Annotated in this window: 20 protein-coding genes; 4 read left to right on the forward strand and 16 right to left on the reverse strand. The window is 47.1% G+C overall.

Annotated elements, in window-relative coordinates:
• Positions 1-161 precede the first annotated feature (161 nt).
• From ABD880_RS05300 to ABD880_RS05330, 7 genes are all read right to left on the reverse strand, one after another.
• The gene (locus ABD880_RS05300; RefSeq protein WP_345163166.1) at positions 162-548 is read right to left on the reverse strand and encodes a methionine-R-sulfoxide reductase; all 387 of its coding nucleotides are present in this window, start codon (positions 546-548) and stop codon (positions 162-164) included.
• 170 nt (positions 549-718) lie between these two features.
• On the reverse strand, positions 719-1099 hold the full coding sequence (locus ABD880_RS05305) for a PH domain-containing protein (RefSeq protein ID WP_345163169.1): 381 nt from the start codon (positions 1097-1099) through the stop codon (positions 719-721).
• A gap of 78 nt (positions 1100-1177) precedes the next feature.
• The gene (locus ABD880_RS05310) at positions 1178-2125 is read right to left on the reverse strand and encodes a DUF5996 family protein (protein ID WP_345163172.1); all 948 of its coding nucleotides are present in this window, start codon (positions 2123-2125) and stop codon (positions 1178-1180) included.
• A gap of 118 nt (positions 2126-2243) precedes the next feature.
• Positions 2244-2858 (reverse strand): zinc-ribbon domain containing protein, encoded by a 615-nt coding sequence (locus ABD880_RS05315; RefSeq protein WP_345163175.1) that lies wholly within the window; start codon positions 2856-2858, stop codon positions 2244-2246.
• A gap of 26 nt (positions 2859-2884) precedes the next feature.
• Positions 2885-3835, reverse strand: coding sequence for a hypothetical protein (locus tag ABD880_RS05320; RefSeq protein WP_345163178.1), 951 nt, complete (start codon positions 3833-3835; stop codon positions 2885-2887).
• A gap of 309 nt (positions 3836-4144) precedes the next feature.
• A complete protein-coding gene (locus ABD880_RS05325; protein WP_345163181.1) occupies positions 4145-4780 on the reverse strand; it encodes an HlyD family secretion protein in 636 nt (211 codons plus the stop codon).
• 11 nt (positions 4781-4791) lie between these two features.
• Positions 4792-4995 (reverse strand): hypothetical protein, encoded by a 204-nt coding sequence (locus ABD880_RS05330; protein ID WP_345163184.1) that lies wholly within the window; start codon positions 4993-4995, stop codon positions 4792-4794.
• Between the two features lie 242 nt (positions 4996-5237).
• Between ABD880_RS05330 and xth the strand changes: the two genes are divergently transcribed.
• Positions 5238-6014, forward strand: coding sequence for an exodeoxyribonuclease III (xth, locus tag ABD880_RS05335; protein ID WP_345163187.1), 777 nt, complete (start codon positions 5238-5240; stop codon positions 6012-6014).
• A 73-nt stretch (positions 6015-6087) separates the two neighbouring features.
• On the opposite strand, the gene rlmF is transcribed toward xth, so the two are convergent.
• From rlmF to ABD880_RS05360, 5 genes are all read right to left on the reverse strand, one after another.
• Positions 6088-7065 carry a 23S rRNA (adenine(1618)-N(6))-methyltransferase RlmF gene (gene rlmF, locus ABD880_RS05340; protein WP_345163190.1) on the reverse strand — a complete coding sequence of 326 codons (978 nt, stop codon included), beginning with the start codon at positions 7063-7065 and terminating at the stop codon, positions 6088-6090.
• A 101-nt stretch (positions 7066-7166) separates the two neighbouring features.
• On the reverse strand, positions 7167-7547 hold the full coding sequence (locus ABD880_RS05345) for a RidA family protein (RefSeq protein WP_345163193.1): 381 nt from the start codon (positions 7545-7547) through the stop codon (positions 7167-7169).
• Positions 7548-7640: 93 nt separating this feature from the next.
• Positions 7641-8144: a YkgJ family cysteine cluster protein gene (locus ABD880_RS05350; protein WP_345163196.1), complete on the reverse strand. Its 504-nt coding sequence runs from the start codon at positions 8142-8144 to the stop codon at positions 7641-7643.
• Between the two features lie 112 nt (positions 8145-8256).
• Complete coding sequence (locus tag ABD880_RS05355) at positions 8257-8871, reverse strand: hypothetical protein (protein WP_345163199.1); 615 nt, start codon at positions 8869-8871, stop codon at positions 8257-8259.
• A 220-nt stretch (positions 8872-9091) separates the two neighbouring features.
• Positions 9092-10969, reverse strand: coding sequence for a S41 family peptidase (locus ABD880_RS05360; protein ID WP_345163202.1), 1878 nt, complete (start codon positions 10967-10969; stop codon positions 9092-9094).
• Between the two features lie 373 nt (positions 10970-11342).
• Here ABD880_RS05360 and ABD880_RS05365 point away from each other — a divergent pair, with 373 nt between their 5' ends.
• Positions 11343-11687, forward strand: coding sequence for a hypothetical protein (locus tag ABD880_RS05365; RefSeq protein ID WP_345163204.1), 345 nt, complete (start codon positions 11343-11345; stop codon positions 11685-11687).
• Positions 11688-12064: 377 nt separating this feature from the next.
• Here ABD880_RS05365 and ABD880_RS05370 read toward each other — a convergent pair whose 3' ends face one another.
• The 3 genes from ABD880_RS05370 to ABD880_RS05380 all read right to left on the reverse strand — a co-directional run bounded on the left by ABD880_RS05370 (position 12065) and on the right by ABD880_RS05380 (position 13911).
• On the reverse strand, positions 12065-12259 hold the full coding sequence (locus tag ABD880_RS05370) for a hypothetical protein (RefSeq protein ID WP_345163207.1): 195 nt from the start codon (positions 12257-12259) through the stop codon (positions 12065-12067).
• Between the two features lie 236 nt (positions 12260-12495).
• Positions 12496-13188: a type 1 glutamine amidotransferase domain-containing protein gene (locus tag ABD880_RS05375; protein ID WP_345163210.1), complete on the reverse strand. Its 693-nt coding sequence runs from the start codon at positions 13186-13188 to the stop codon at positions 12496-12498.
• Between the two features lie 27 nt (positions 13189-13215).
• Positions 13216-13911: a DsbA family oxidoreductase gene (locus tag ABD880_RS05380; protein ID WP_345163213.1), complete on the reverse strand. Its 696-nt coding sequence runs from the start codon at positions 13909-13911 to the stop codon at positions 13216-13218.
• A gap of 386 nt (positions 13912-14297) precedes the next feature.
• Here ABD880_RS05380 and ABD880_RS05385 point away from each other — a divergent pair, with 386 nt between their 5' ends.
• Both ABD880_RS05385 and ABD880_RS05390 read left to right on the forward strand, forming a co-directional pair.
• Complete coding sequence (locus ABD880_RS05385) at positions 14298-15452, forward strand: zinc-dependent alcohol dehydrogenase (protein ID WP_345163216.1); 1155 nt, start codon at positions 14298-14300, stop codon at positions 15450-15452.
• 13 nt (positions 15453-15465) lie between these two features.
• Positions 15466-15975, forward strand: coding sequence for a hypothetical protein (locus ABD880_RS05390; RefSeq protein ID WP_345163220.1), 510 nt, complete (start codon positions 15466-15468; stop codon positions 15973-15975).
• 83 nt (positions 15976-16058) lie between these two features.
• Here ABD880_RS05390 and ABD880_RS05395 read toward each other — a convergent pair whose 3' ends face one another.
• Positions 16059-16475, reverse strand: coding sequence for a hypothetical protein (locus ABD880_RS05395; RefSeq protein ID WP_345163223.1), 417 nt, complete (start codon positions 16473-16475; stop codon positions 16059-16061).
• Positions 16476-16584 lie beyond the last annotated feature (109 nt).

Below are 16584 nucleotides of genomic sequence, written 5' to 3' on the forward strand. Positions count from 1 at the left end.
TACACTACAAATGTATTCAAAGATTCAAAATTCACAATTTTTAACTGAATTATTTTTAGAGTTGTGATTTTCCTTAAAACAGGAAAAGTCGATTTCGGCCTGTTTTCCAGAAAACAGGCCGAAATCGACTTTCAGAAAAAATGAAATATTTCTTGAGCGGACTAGTCCTCCTTCTTCTCCGGCACGAAGGCCATGGAAATGGAGTTGACGCAGTGTCGGGTGTTTTTAGCAGTAAAGCGCTCGCCTAAAAAGACGTGGCCTAAGTGACCGCCGCAGTTAGAGCAGACAATCTCGGTGCGGCTCCCGTCGGCGTCTGGTACGCGGGTGACGGCGCCTGGTATCTCATCGTCAAAGCTAGGCCAGCCACAGTGGGCGTCAAACTTGTCTTCTGAGCGGTACAAGGGCGCGTTGCACTGGCGGCAGATGTAGGTACCGGGCTCTTTGACGGTGTAAAGCTTGCCTGTGAAGGGGCGCTCCGTGCCTTTGCGCAGGATGACGTATTCTTCCTCTGGTGTTAGGGTATTGTATTTCTTTTCTTCGTTTTCCATGGTGTGGGTGTTTTCCTTTACAATAATACTGCGCCAATGAGAGAACGGTTGCTCATGGTTCCCTTTCCTCTATGATACTATTGTCGCAGGCAAATGCCATTTTTGGCTTGTTCTAATGAAAACAGGCCAAAAACGGCATTTGTTTTTAAGTCCGTGGTAACGGCGAACGCTTATTTTAAGACATGGTGCGCCAGGACGTTCTGCACATCATAGACGTTCACACTCTTGTTAAACTTCTTCCTGATGCTGGGGTTGGCCTCGCTGGAGATCCAGATCTTAAGTTCGGCGTCTAGTTCAAACGTGCCCGAGGTCTCTACGCTGAACCTGGAGATGCTTTTATAAGAGATAGACAAATACTCTACCTTGCTTCCGGTGAGGCCCTGGTGGTCCACCAAAATGAGGCGCTTGGTGGTAAACACGAAGGTGTCTCTCAGTAACTTAAAGCCTAGCTCTATGTCCTCCCCTTCGGTTAACAGCTTGCCGTAGTCTTTTAATAAATTCTCTTTGGACACCGCGCCGGCGTTGCCCATAATGGCGGAAAATAAACCCATGTTTTATAGTTAAGAGTTAAGAGTTAAGAGTTAAGAGTTAAGATGGTACTGAAATTGGAGTAGCTAGTTTAGGCAATTTTACTGTGTGTTTGCGTGGTGCGTTTTAGCGAGGATGGCGGGATCTTGTTCCAGGCTTTTCCTGTCCCAGTTGGCTAGTTGGGCACCTGCGCGGTAGGTGCTCTCCAGGAAGCTAAGCAAGGTTTGCTCTGGGTTATCTGACTGCTGAACTACCTTATAAGGTAAGATGTATTCACCCAGCGTGTCATGGTAATAGGCTTCTTCTGGTTGTACAGAGGCGGTTTTGTAGCCTTCGGGCTCTGGGTAGTGGTAGCTGTAAAAGGCCGGCATGGGCAGGGACTCATTGCCCGGCCAGAAGCCGCAACTGTTCACCTCTTGGGAGTAGGCTTCTTGGGCTACCCAGTCAGGCAGGTTTGGAACGCCCCCCGGGTGCTTGGGTGCTGGCTTACCCGAGAAACGCGTGACCGCCAGATCAAAGGCTCCCCAGAACAAATGGACCGGACTGCACTTGCCAGTGAACTTCGCTCTGAATTTGGAAAGCACTTCTTGGGTCAGTAAAAAGGCGGCGTGTAACTGGGTGGCCTGTGCCGGGTTATACGTTGCGTGGGTGTTGTCCTCAGGGAACGGGATAGCGTCTTCCAGCTCATTAGGAACAGGGTTGATCTGGATAGAAAGCCCCACCTCCTCTAACGTGCTCATGAGCATGGCATAGAATCCCGCCACCGACAAATTGGCCAAATCAAATGACCGTTGCTCGCCTAGGCTGGTGACCACCTGCAATTGATGCACCTTAAAGTCAAAGTTGATCTGGAAGTGCTTTTTACCAGCGGGCAGGTCGCCGGTGGTAAAGCCCGAGGGCGTGAGTTGCAGGGTCACGTGCCAGGAGTGGTTCACCCAGGGCAGTTGGGCGAGTTTTATCTTACCTACTATCTGGCACCAAAGATGAAGCGTCTGGTAGGTGTCCTTGGCTTCATCATACGACAGTTCTGGCCATTGCTGTTTTTCCATTTTCACTTAAACGAAACGGAAAGATTTTGGGTCTTTTAGAAGCAAGGCTTTTGGCGAACCTCTCTACTTCTTTTAACTTATTAGTTGAGATGTGTTAGACCAATGGCAACAGCATAGTTTATTCGCCTTGTTGTGTTAGGTTATTTATTTTCTCTTTAACAAGTTGTATTGTATCTTCACTTGCATCCTTCTTTTTTCTCAATACAGATAAGTAATATCTGGCCTTTTCATAATTTCCGTACTCCAAGAAGATGTCAATTATTTCTTCTACTTGCTTGGACGTGGTTTGCTCAATGTTGGTAATTAAGTAGGTGAGCCTATTATTTTTTACTTTTGGCTCTCTTTTCTTTTTCCTACAGGAGAGGCAGTTCTTCGGGTATGACCAAACTATAAATTTTAAGTCCTCATACCAGAACTTCTTTTCTTTCTTTGAAAACTCAAAAAAGCATTTACAGGTCTGGCATTCAAGTGTTTCATCGTAATGGGTGAAGAAGGGATAAGTGATGCCATTCCAATCCTGATCTTCAGGCTTGCCCACAAAGACTTTTCCATTATTGATACAGTCATCACAGGACCATTTAAGATGACCTTGTCTCGCTGAAGCCAATACTGAAATCATAAAGGAAAATTTGAATTGCTCATTCCATTTGAATAGATGTGTCAACCCACTTAATTGCCTTAATTGATGACAGCTTGGGCATCTATAGTGTTTATACAGGTCTTCTTCTTTCATACTTTTAACCTAGCACAACCTAAGCCTTACAGGACTCTTTCAATGACCATTCTATCTATGCGCTTTACATTCTCCTCTTGTATCAAGATTAAGGACTCGCGCTTGGTCTCAATAAAATTGGGCAAGGCTAGTTCTGTGTTGTAGTCAAAGCGGTTTAGGTCTACTATGTTGAATTTGGCGGTTTTCATGGCGGCGTTGTATTCTTTACCGCTCATTCCCATCTTCTTGAATAGCGCACTCATCATTGCTTTAGTGTCGGCGGGGTCCAATTTCAACTCCTGTATCATGACGCACCGGTTCTGGTCTGGGCTTACGTGGGTGAAGTATAATTTCCCCTTGGCTTTAATGGGCTTGCCACCAAACATGTTATCAATCTCCTCATCATATTCCACGGCGCGTTCCGTCTCAAACTCCGCGCCCAGGGCGTTGTGAATGATGTACAGTTCTTTGAAAACCAGTTGCTCTATGCCGGCTTTGGAGCTGTAAGCGTTGATCATGGGTTGCATCTTTTTGCGCAGTTCTTCATTGGAGATTTTACCCTGGGCACTGGTCACTTCTATAATGTCTGTGAACATGCCTGTCATCATTTTGCCAATCTCCTGCCAATTTTCAATGCCATTAAAAGCGCCGGTTTCTGAGGTGGTATAAATGACTTCGGTTAGGTTGTATTTAGAGAAACGCTCCTGCAGGTTCTCTGGAATCTCATAGGTATTGGCCACGTTTGTGGTGTAGCTCCACTTGATGCGGTAACTAGTTTCTGTAGAATCCAACACCTCAAACTTACCCGTGTATTGAGAAGAGTCGTTTTTCACCAAGGCTCCTTTGCGCCATTGTTGTTGAATTTTGGCCACTTTAAACCGGTACACGTCGCCTTTAGACCAGTAAGAAACCAACTGAACCGTAGAGGTGTCTGTCTGCGCGTGAGCAGAGGCCATTTGAAATAGAAAGGCAAAAAGAAAGAGTAAGCGTAGTTTCATAAAGGGTTAGGTAAGGACGTTCCAAATTACGCAGAATCACCTGGGTTTCAGGCATGCTTCCTTTCGCTTTTCTAAATTATCTGCCGGTTTGGAGGTTGGTACCTAAAGACTGAATTGCTTAATGCTAATAAAGAGCCAATTATGGCACTACATCAATTGCTGGTTACCAACTGCTTACTTGATATAGATTTTCACGGCAAGCTTTCTACCAGCAAAAAAACTCCCGCAGTAGCCGCCTTCTTACAAAGCGGCTACTGCGGGAGTTACACGGTATGAGGGAATAGATACTTCTCTACCTCTAGGATAGGGTTAGTCTTGCATGGAACCCAAGGCCCGTCCCTCGGTCACTTTTGCTTCCAGCACTTGCACGGCGCGTTCGGCGCGTTCTATTCTGGCTTTCTTCTCGTTGTATTGCGCATCTGTCAGTTTTTTCCCCGAACGGTCACGTTCCAGGGCTTCTCTGGCTTGGGCAATCTTGGTTCTGGCTTCTCTTACTTTCTTGTCGCCTTGCTCCACAGAATTGTCTAAGCGCTCTCTGCGTTGCTCTCCGGTTAACCTGGCTTGCGCAGCGCGTTGCTGGCCAAACTCGCGGCCAGAAAGGTCGCCTTTGTTTTTGCCGTAGGCGTTGCCTTGGTTGTCCTGGTCTATTCCGTTGTTATCGCGGTTTTGGTTCTGGTTTTTAGAATTAACCGCGTTGTTGCCGTTGTCTCTGTTCTGGTTGCCTTTGTCTTGCTGGGCGTTAGGGTTGTTGCCGCGGCTTTTGTCTTTGGCCTGGTCAGATTTGCCTTTCTGCTTCAGGTCTTTGTCTTGGTCGTTGTTGTTGCCTTGGTTGGCTTCTTTCTTGGCCTGGCTTTTACCCTGACGGGCAGTGACGTTATCTGGATTAAAAATGGTAAGGCAGGCACCTAGCGCCATGCCTAGTAGAAATTTATGATTCGTTTTCATGGATTGCTATCTTATAAGTCGTTTAACAAAGAATCTACCTCATGGGTGGCGGCTTCAATCTCAGTGGTGGTGGTTTCTAACTGGGTAGAATCTGTCACCATGGTGGTTTGATCCGTGACGGTGGTTTTTGTGGTTGACACTTTTTTCTCAGTTGTCTCACTGCACCCAAAAGCCAGTGCACCCAAGGTGGCCAGGGCCATCAATTTGCTTTTCATAGTTTCTAGTAATTAGGTTAGCTTTAATATTGCCTAACGGTAAGGCCTTAAACGAAATGAAATCAATTTAGCTGCTTTTCTCTAAGGTAGGGTTTCTCAAAGACTATTAGTGGATGGCATTTTGTATAAGGTGGCCTGCATTAGGATAGGCCATCCATTTACTTGCCGGCACCGTATGGTACAACTGGATTTCTGCGCTAGGAATCTATCTTGTCTAGGTACCTCTATCCTACTCATACATCATGAAAATAGCCACCTATAATGTGAATGGCATAAGTGCCAGGTTGCCGGTTTTACTACGTTGGTTACAAGAAACCGCGCCAGATGTGGTGTGTTTACAGGAATTGAAAGCGCCGCAGGAAAAATTTCCGGAGCAGGCGCTCCAGGAGGCAGGATATGACGCCATTTGGCACGGTCAGAAAAGCTGGAACGGCGTGGCCATTCTTTCTAAAGTGGGCAAGCCCGAAGAGATACAAAAAGGTCTGCCAGGCAATGACGAAGATGACCAGAGCCGGTACCTGGAGGCACGCGTAAACGGCATCATCATAGGTTGCCTCTACCTGCCCAACGGTAATCCGGCACCGGGCCCCAAGTTTGACTACAAATTGCGTTGGATGGAGCATTTTGCCCAACATGCGGCAATGCTTATAGCCTCTCAAGAACCAGTAGTTTTAACCGGTGATTATAACGTCATTCCCACTGAGTTGGACGCATACAAACCTGAGCGCTGGGTAGAGGACGCCTTGTTCAGGCCGGAGACCAGGGCAGCTTTTCAAGAACTACTAGCGCAGGGCTGGACGGACGCCATCAGGCATCTGCATCCTACAGAAACCATCTACACCTATTTTGACTATTTCAGGAATGCCTTTGGCCGAAACGCCGGTTTACGCATTGACCATTTTCTGCTTAGCCCTACCGTATCAGCGAAACTCAAAGCCGCCGGGGTAGACCGCGATGCCCGAAGCTGGGAGAAGACCAGTGACCATGCCCCGGTCTGGATTGAACTGGCAGATGGGTAAGCCCATGTTTTTCCATTGCGGACAAGGTTACCTGGCCAGTCCATTTTAAATATGCGCTAGTAAATAGAACAGTTTACTTCCATCTGGTCTCGCGCCAGGCTTTTTGTTGGGCAGGGGAGTGAAAAGTCCAGGCAATGACGCGGCTGGCTTTGTTGCCCTGGCTCATGGGAATGGTTTTGACTTCTATGGCCTCAACAGCCTGCAAGGCTTTGAGTACGGCAGGTACGTTGGCTTGCTTAGAAACCAGCGTAGAGAACCACAGACAGGTATTGGCAAAGTCCTTGCTTTGACGCACCATGTTGGCAATGAAAGCAGGCTCGCCGCCCGTGCACCAAAGTTCATTGTTCTGGCCGCCAAAATTAAGCACCGCTTTGGATACCCGTTGCTGCTTTAAGTTGCTCACCTTGCGCTTAGATCCTGCCTGCGCCTCGGCCGCCGATGCATGAAACGGCGGGTTGCATAAGGTCACGTCAATCCGCTCATCTGGTTTTAGAATACCTTTAAAAATGTCCTTCGGGTTGGGCTGTAGTCTAAGGTCAATTTTTCCTTTTAAGTCAGGATTAAGGTCAATAATCTTCTGTGCTGAGCTGATGGAAACCGGGTCAATGTCTGCCCCAATAAATGACCAACCGTACTCCTGGTGGCCTATGATGGGGTACACGCAGTTGGCACCCACGCCCACGTCCAGACAAGTTATTTTACTTCCTTTAGGAACTTTTGCGGCAGAACCAGTTGCACCCGTCCCAGCCAATAAATCTGCTATGTGGTGTATGTAATCTGCCCTGCCCGGAATAGGCGGACACAAGTATCCTTCTGGAATGTCCCAAAAAGAAAGACGGTAGAAATGTTTTAGTAGGGCCTTGTTTAAGGCTTTAACCGCAGCCGGATTAAAGAAGTCTATGGAGGCGTCTTTGTAGTCATTCAAACGCACAAACCGCTCCAGCGCAGGATTGCTCTTGATGAGTTGCTTAAAGTCATATCTAGCCCGGTGTTGGTTTCTGGGGTGCAACTCAGACTTCTTTTCTGGATGAATTTTCTTTTTTGGAAGCATGGTTGCGGGATAATCAGGAAAAGGGCACAAAGTAATTGCCCCCTTTGTTAATAGTCTTATGCAAAGGTAACTACTGAAAAATTTGTGTACGTATTGCCAAGTTAACTTCTTCTGGCAATCATCTCTAATTCCACCTGGGCACCTAAAGGCAAAGAGGCCACGCCTATGGTAGTGCGGGCTGGGAACGGCGCTGAAAACTGCTGGGCATACACTTGGTTCATTGCCTCAAAGTTGGCCATGTCTGTCAAGAACACGTTCACTTTTACCACATGGTCAGGTGTTAAGCCCGCCGAGGCCAATACTGCAAACAGGTTCTTAAAACACTGCTGGGTCTGCGCGGCAATGTCCCCTTCTATCAGTTTACCTGGTTCTGGATCCATGGGTGTTTGGCCAGAAAGGTATACTAGGTCCGCAGAGGCCACGGCATGGGAATAAGGGCCCACAGAAACGGCGCCTTGGGCGGTAAAAGCTTCTCTTTTCATAGGATAGGTGCGGTTAAATTAATTTTTTATAAGGATATAGCTCAATAGAACGATAATTCTTTCAAAAAAAGCTCTTAGAATTTAACCTTTTCTTTAATAAATGGAGACATTAAATTCTTTCATCAGCAGACTATTTAGCAGATTAAGTTCTGATCTTAACTCCAATTGGTTCTTAGTTACTGCTAACTCAGACTTGTTTTTCTGCAACCACCTATTCAATTCAACCATTTTAAAGTAAAACGATTGGGATTTTAGCTGAACGGGCAAAAATGCCAACAAGCTTTCAAGAGCTACCCTCTTTTGCCTAACTGCTTTAACTATTTCTACCGCTGTATGAAAGTCTACGTGCTTCTGTTCAAAGGAGCTTAATAGCCCGCACTCAAATTTTGCGCATTGTTTTGGTCTATCAGGATATATAGTACACCCATTGCAAAACTTACTGCAGGGCTGCAGAAAAAATCCTATGTCATCTGCATTTTCAATGGGCATTATCTCCTTTAACCTAGGCACTTCCTCATGCTCTAGTTGCACAAACCCAATCAAAGTACCGTCACAACAAGCCCCGCATGCCAAACAAATATTTGTTGAATCTTCCATGGTGCCTGAGTTTTTATTCTTTTGTAAAGTACTTTTTGAAAGGCCGGCTATGATTGGTGCTAACGCTTAGTATACAAGACAGCCCAGCTTTTAGCCAAAGCTAATTTTTATATTAAGCGTTATGGGAAGGCATTTCTCTTACTGATTCTGATTTTACAATGAAGTCATAGGAGTGCTCAGTAAAGTACAAAGGTAACTCCGCCCATTCCATATTCTGCCTTTTAGCCTCCCAATGTGTAGCACTCATCAATTCCATAAACCTGGCAATGACAAGTTGTTCGCTCCAATCCCTCGCGTCCTGTAGGTCGTCAGTGTCAGGCTCTATGTTTTCAAAAGCTTCTTGCAAGTTCTCATATCCCGTAATCACGTATTCCTCCGTTGTCATGGTTTCATGGCTGACGTCACAAAGCCATTCCATGTCCTCTGGGTTTAGGCCGCCGTCCTCACTGAATGCAAACCCATCTATGTACCATGTGTCCGTGTTGATGTCGAACTCGTTCATCTCAAAGTAAAGTGCTTTTGGCTCAATTATCTCAGAAACCGTCTTGTAGAAGTTATCTATCCACTGTACCACTCCCTCAGCTTGGCTAATGAGTGATTGGCCAATAATTGAGTGAAAGTCCGTTTTTGGGATATTTTTGAGAGCTTCCTCTGCAATGCTTATTGCTTTTTTATACTCTTGTTTTTCTAAGTAGGGGTTGATTTGTTCAGCAAAGTCAAAATTCATGTTTAAATTTTTAAAATTATTTTATTCCTTTCACACCACTTGTTTCTAAGCCGACCAATTCAGTTTAGCTGAACTATGGGTTGAAGCAACATACGATTTCCTATAATATATTGATGATGATCAATGTGCAATATTACTGCTCTAAATCAAGAATCCGTTTTTGGCCTGATTTCTAGAAAACAGACCAAAAACGGATTCTCACATATAACCTTCCCAACTTCTACTTCTGCGCCTCAGCTACTGGGTCTTCTCCGTTAATGAGGGCAATGGCTTTTTGCAGGAGTTCGTCTTTTCTGGCCAGCAGGCCTTTGAGGGTGGGTTGGACCGGTACGTCTAGCTTGATGCCCTGCCGTTGGGTGGCGGTGTTGTTGGGATAATATATGGCGTTGCCCGAAAAGGTGGCCTCATAGCCGCCGGGCAGCGGGAACTTCTTCACGTCTCCGTCGGCGCCGGCGGTTTGTTCACCCAGCACTATACTGTTGGGAAATAGGCGTTGCAGGCTCATGGCATTCCATTCGGCTATGCTGTGGGTACGGCCATTTACCAAAATGATCACCTTGCCGTTGTAAGCCGTCTCCTCTGGGGTAATGGTGGCTGGAAAATAGACCTCGGGCTGGGTGAGCAGTTTGTAGGTGCCCAGTTGGTAGGAGTTCATTTGGTAATAGCGGGCAAAGTAGTGGTTCTTCTTACCAAACTTTTTATACAAATACTGGTACACAAAGTCACTGTTGTCTGGCTCACCGCGCATGTCAAAAATGATGCCCTTGGCCTTTACCGCACGGTTGACCAAGGTGTCCATGAGCACGGCATCTTCCTCTGGAGTGTCATCATTGATAAAGCGGTAGGTGTCATCAATCTTGAAGTGCACGATGCCCTTGGCGGCATAGGCCAGCGTTTTGCTTTTCTTGGCCGGGGTGGCATGTTCTTTCTTGAAGAAGGCATCAATGAGTTTGGCTTTGGCAGGCGCTATGGGATCCATGAGCCGGAGCGTGGTTGTAATCTGCTCTTCGCCGCGGGTAAGGCGCACCCGCATCTTATCATCCTCTGACCTGAACAGCAGGTTGTCACCCCACTCTCCTACCCGTGCCCACAAAGCCTGGTTGTTAGACACCGCCAACACAGATTTAAGCGCCATCACCCATTCTTCAATGCCCACGCTGTCCAGGGCTTCAATCACATCGCCGCGTTTAATGTTTGACGTTCTACAAAGGACCGGGTCAATGATGGCGGTCACAATGATTTTCTTCTCTGCCAGACGATAGTCAAACGGCGGAAAGTAATGGTTTTTGAACAGCTTTTCGCGGTGGTGCAATTGCCTGAAGAACGAGAAGGCCTGCGTATCATCCAGCCGGGCGTTCACGCTTAAGAGAAGGCGCTCATATTCCTGCCGGTTTTCACACTTGGCAAACAATGGAATGGCTTGCAAAATGACATCGTCCCAGGGCACGTCCATGAGGTGCTTATAGGGGTACAGGTAGTCTACATACGTCTTAAACTTGGCCAGGGCCAGCATCCTTAGCGGGTACGTGAGGTTCTCCTGGGGTTTGCGCACATAGGCCAGTTCATGGGGCACGGTGCCGCCGTAGGGGTTGTAGCGCACATAGGTATAGTGGTGCTTGGCCCCGGTGTAGCGCCGCTCAAAGAGCTTTTCCAGAAACTTTCTGTTGTCGTTGCTGAGGTATTTGGACTTGGTGCGCCAGGTGTCGTCTACGTTTTTCAGCAGAAAGGCCCCTTTAGGATTGTCTTCCTGCGGTTTGAGTTTGTCACCCTCGGGAGGCAAGCCTATGCTTTGCAGCATGGCCTTGAATACGGCATTGGCCTGCTTCTCTGTTCTGGCAGAGTCAACCTTGGGCAGGTAGAGAAAAAAGAGGGAGTCGGCTTTCAGCTTTCCTTCCGCCGAGGCCGGATGATAGTACTTGACAAAACCCCAGATGCGGTAAAAGTTCAGGTGCTTTTCTGCGTCTACCTCCAAAGAGTCTTGCGCCTGCGTCTTTTGCGCGCCCAGGAGGCTAAGGGTCAGCAGCACCAAAAGAAATGCTTTGCCGTGCACTCTTGAGAAGACCAGTTTTTTTATGGAAGAGTAAGCGTGTAGTATCATGAAGAAAATAAAAATACCTAACGTGAAATAGTTGCCAAAGATGATGATTATATAGACAACGTGGTATCTATGATTATAGCCTACATAAACTGCCAGAGTCTAGCTCTTTTCATGGAGGATGGAGGCCAATTCTGTGTCAGGCGCTTGTACGGCAAAACCTGGATTTGGTGTCTTGTGCAGATTATTTTCTTTTCCTGAAAATTATTTAGGGCAGAGGCAAGGGTCATTTTTGGCTTGTTTTACGGAAAATAGGCCAAAAACGACTTACAGATGAGATAAATTATGCGGCTAGCGCCCCAAAGGCTGGCGCTTTAGCATTATATTTGCAGGAGTGAGTTCAAGTTTGTGTCTTCACTCCATTAACCCCCTGCATATGACTCTTAAAGCAATTACCAAATTAGCGCTTCTGCTTACCCTCATGGTGGGTTCTGTGGCGTGTTCAAGCAGTAGAAAAACGGGTAGCGTGACCTCGCGTTTCCCGGGTGGCGTTAACCGCGACGGCTCTGACCGCAGCACCCGCTATCCAGACGGCTTTCCCATCCCATTGCCGGGCTCTACTAACTCAACCAAAGGCATGCCTCCGGGACAAGCCAAAAAAGTGTATGGTGACAAGTCAGCCAAAGCCTATGCCCCAGGCCAGCAGAAGAAAAAGCACAACGGCCAAGGCAACGGAAAAGGCAATAGCAAGGGTAAAAAGGGTAAAGGCAAGAAGCACTAGGTTTTCCCCCATTCAACTCTTTCAGTCTTACAACAGAAGAGCCGCTTTCTCTAAAGAAAGCGGCTCTTCTGTTTTTTTATGTTAGATGACTAGTTCTGCACCAGAATCCCTTGCCTGGTAAGCCAGTCTGAGAAAGGGTCAATGGACGTAGGCATTAAGATCAGTTCTCTTTTTTGTTTGTTTTTAAGATAAAGCGTTAAAATAGGCGCTTTGTCTGAAGGTCTTTGGGTTCTTTTGGCTCTTTCTACTTCATGCAAGGCTATTGCATGTTGCGTGCTTATTTTGAATACCCGCAGGTAGCAAAGATACCACCACACCAACATGGTAATGAGTTGAATACCAATCACCCAGACTGACCCTTTATTAACAAAACTCTCCTATGCTGAAAAGAAATGCGCATACACTCTAAAACCTATTAGGAGCGTGAAGCACAGTGTAGCAGCCACAATCAGCCATTTATTCTTACGTGCAGAATCTCCTTGAATGCGTAGCGTAGCCTCGCTTACCAAGATCTGGCCTTTCTTCATCTTGAAACTCTGCACGTGTACCTCAGAAATTGGAGTAGTCATCATTAAAACTTTCTTTAGAAAGTTGGCTTTCAAGACCAGTTTCATATAAAGCTACCAAAGTTTTGCTTAACGCAAAGTTGCCACGCTTAAAGAAATGTCTGCACTACTTACTCAGTTTTGATTTTAAGTTGTTACACTTTGGGGCGGGTTAAAAGGAAATAAAGAAAAGGGCTTCGTTTTTGGCCTGTTTTCTGGAAAACAAGCCAAAAACGAAGCCCCTGTACAAACACATAAACAGGTTAGGCCTTTTGGTTTTCTTTCAAAAGAGCTACCAATTGATGAGCGGCTTCTTCTGAGGATGCTGGGTTTTGTCCAGTGATGAGCAAGCCGTCCTTCACTACGTGCACGGCCCAGTCCTCTTTCTTAGAATAGCTACCGCCTTTGCTTTTCAGTTCGTCTTCTAGTAGGTAAGGTACCACCTTGGTCAAGCCCACGGCCTCTTCTTCAGTATTAGTGAATCCGGTCACGTTCTTGCTTTTTACCAGGGCCTCGTCGTTTTCATCTTTCGCGTTGAGTAATACGGCTGGGGCGTGGCAAACAGCGGCTACCGGCTTCTTACTTTTCCAGAGCGTTTCAATGAGGTTTAAAGAGTTGCGGTCACTGTGCAAGTCCCATAATGGTCCGTGTCCGCCGGGGTAAAAGACGGCGTCAAACTGCTCTGCCTTTACCTCAGACAACTTTGTGGTGTTGGCTAATAATTGTTGTAGTTCTTTGTCGTCTTTAAAACGCTTGGTGGCCTCGGTTTGGTTTTCTGGGGCGTCGCTTTTAGGGTCAATGGGCGGCTGTCCGCCGTTAGGCGAGGCCAGCGTTATGTCTGCGCCCGCTTCTTTGAACACGTAATACGGCGCGGCAAACTCTTCTATCCAGAAACCGGTTTTCTCACCGGTGTTCCCTAACTCGCTGTGCGAGGTCAATACCATGGCTATCTTCATACTTGCTCTTATTTTTAGGTTAATTGATTAATCGCAGACGCCGTCGGGCGTGCAAGTGCCGCCAGTCACATCACCTAAGATGGCAGGCTTCTCTTCTTCCCAGACTTTGTCTAACACCTCCTTGAACAGTTCTGTAGGTTGCGCGCCAGACACCGCATATTTGTTATTGAAAACGTAAAAGGGCACCCCACGCACGCCTACCTGCTGCGCCCGCACAATGTCCTCCTGCACCTCTTGGGCATAGGTTTGTTGCTCCAAGGCGGCCCGTATTTCTGTGCCGTCCAAGCCTACCTCCTCCCCTAGTTTAACAAGCGTGTCCAGGTCGCCAATGTTCTGGCCCTGGGTGTAATAGGCGGCAAACAGCCGCTCTTTCATTTGGTCCTGCTTTTGGTGGGTTTTGGCCAGGTGCAAAAGTTGGTGGGCCAACAGGGTATTGTTGATGACGGCCTTGTCAAAGTCATAGTGCAGCCCTACCTCTTTGGCCATTTCGGCCATCTGGTCGTTCATGCGCTTGCCATCTGCGGTGGTGCCGCCCTTGCGCTTGCCTAGGTATTCATGCACGCTCATGCCGGGCACCGGCTGCAGGTCAGGGTCCAACTGAAAACTCCGCCACACTATTTCCACTTTTTCCTTCGGCCCGAATCCTTCCAAGGCCTTCTCAAATTTACGCTTGCCTATGTAGCAGAAGGGGCATACCACATCTGACCATATTTCTACTTTCATATAGTTTAATATTGTTGTTTATGGCATAAGTTAAAGCCATTAAAAAGGCCTAACCATCCTCTGCCATCACTCATTTTATACTAAGTTAAGCATAGAATGTTTGTAATCTGGTACCATCACAACCGGTGGGTTGGTATGCTTTTCTATACCATACACCAAGAAAACCTATCCGTATTACTACTTATTCATCCCCTTCCGGCTAAAGGTCTGTGGCCTACCCATCAAAGCCAATGAGGCATCTTGCAAATTTTCATTTGCGTCTACCTTGTAACTTTAAAAGATTAGATAAGTACAAATACCAGCGGTTTGTAGCTCATCTTCATAGGTTATTCCGCTTCTATCACGGTTCAATTTTGTTTCACTAAAGTCACCTGAGGAGAACACATATGTTAGCAATGAATTACCGGGGACCTCTCCGGGTCCGGATTGACGAAAAGCCTATGCCTGAAATCCTGCATCCGCAGGACGCCATTGTACGGGTAACCCGCTCTTGTATCTGCGGGTCAGATTTGCACTTATACAACGGCAACGTGCCAGACACCCGCGTAGGGAGTACGTTTGGACATGAGTTCACAGGTATTATAGAAGAAGTTGGACCGGAAGTCACCAAAGTAAAGGTTGGCGACCACGTACTAGTGCCCTTCAATATCTCTTGTGGTGAGTGTGCCTTTTGTAAGCAGGAACTGTATGGCAACTGCCATGAGTCTAACTCTATGGCTACGGCGGTTGGTGCCATTTTTGGGTACTCCCACACCGCGGGTGGCTATGACGGTGGCCAGGCTGAGTATGTACGCGTGCCTTACGCTAACGTGGGACCTACCATCATCCCAGAAGGCATGGACCCAGATGATGCCGTGCTGCTTACGGACGTAGTCCCTACTGGCTACCAGGCCGCCGAGATGGCCGGTATTCAAAAGGGTGACACCGTGGTGGTATTTGGCGCTGGTCCCATTGGGATTATGGCTGCCAAGTGCGCCTGGCTTTTTGGTGCGGGCCGCGTGATGATCATTGACAAATTGGAATACCGTTTGGAGTTTGCCAAAAACTACTCTCAATGCGAGGCTTACAACTATGAATCCTTAGGTGACCCTGTGGTTTTCATTAAAAAGGCCACGGACTGGATGGGTGCTGATGTAGTGATTGACGCCGTAGGTGCCGAGGCTACAGGCAACGCGTTGCAGACCATTACAGGTAGAAAGCTTCTGCTACAGGCAGGTTCTGCCACAGCCTTGCACTGGGCCATCAACTCGGTTAAAAAAGGTGGAATAGTCTCTATTGTAGGGGTGTACGGCCCAACGGACAACTTGGTGCCCATTGGCAACGTGCTCAACAAAGGCTTGACCATTAGAGCCAATCAGGCTTCTGTAAAACGTCTGTTGCCAAGGTTGATAGAGCACGTACAGGCCGGCAGGTTAAACCCTAAAGGCTTGATCACGCACCGCATTCCGTTAGAAGAAGTGTCTGAGGCCTACCGCATGTTCTCTGAAAAACTGGATAACTGCATTAAGCCTATCCTTATTCCACCAAGAGCTAATGTCTAAAGCATAACATATTATGGAAAATACAACTAGAGATTATTCTCACATCAACGGCTGGGGCATTGACGCAGATCCCAAGAATGACCCTACGTATCCCATGAAAAAGCGCACCAATGAGGAGCACCGTGGGTACAGCTGGAAACGCCCTACACAACAGGCAGAAACCGTAGAGATTTTACATTCTATTGAACGGCCCAATGTAACGGCGGTGTTTGGCACCACGGTGCCGCCCTCTGGCTTAAGTGGCATGATCAGGCGTTTTGCCTTTAAGTACAGTGAGAACGTCTACCCGCACTGGTTGCCCTTGTTATTGGCAGACCGTATTAACGTGGTAGAGGGATTCATTGAAGACTTTAAAAACGGAAAAGTGCCTAATATCTTCGCGGAGAAGGGCATGAAAGCAGACTTAGCGCATGACCGTGCTGGTCTGATTAAGAAAGGCGTGATTGCCGGCCTTTTGATTGGAGGCGTCATTGCCTTTATGGCGGGCAAAAACAGCAACAACTCCCGTAAGTTAGACTACTAAATACGGTATTAACTTGTAAAGAAAACGCCTGACTGTTCCTAAAACGGTCAGGCGTTTTCTATTTATAGAACACTTATCCTCTGCTAAACAAGAGGCTTGGCTTCCTCTTTGGCCAAGGCTAAGCGTAGACTAAACAAACAAAGCAACAGGGTTAAAGGCGTAAAAACCATTTGCTCAAAAGAGTTTACAGAGAAGAGATTCCCTACGGTGTTCACCAGAAAAAGAAGCGCCATTGCCCAGAGCATTCCTTTCAAAAACGCCATGGGCACCCAGCGTCTGATGCTACCCAGATACATAGCCACCATGGTGACCATACATACATTAATCAGGATAGAAACTGTCTCAAACGTGAGCATCTGCTCCTGAGACTTTAACCGACCTCCCCATACTATCTCATAGGGTATAATGCCCACCAACACCAGCCCATGAAACAAGATGGTAAGGAGAAGGATTGCCAGCAGGCCCCAACCTGCTACTGCTTTAGAAAAGAAGTGCGACATTAATAGATTTTGGTTAGTGAGTATTGCTTTGATTGTGCGCTCAATATCAGATATTAGAAGAATCTATCCAATAGGCTCCCATTATGCATTGAGAATCATGGCACGGCTG

Origin of the sequence: Nibribacter koreensis (assembly GCF_039541795.1) — a bacterium.
Lineage (GTDB): Bacteria > Bacteroidota > Bacteroidia > Cytophagales > Hymenobacteraceae > Nibribacter > Nibribacter koreensis.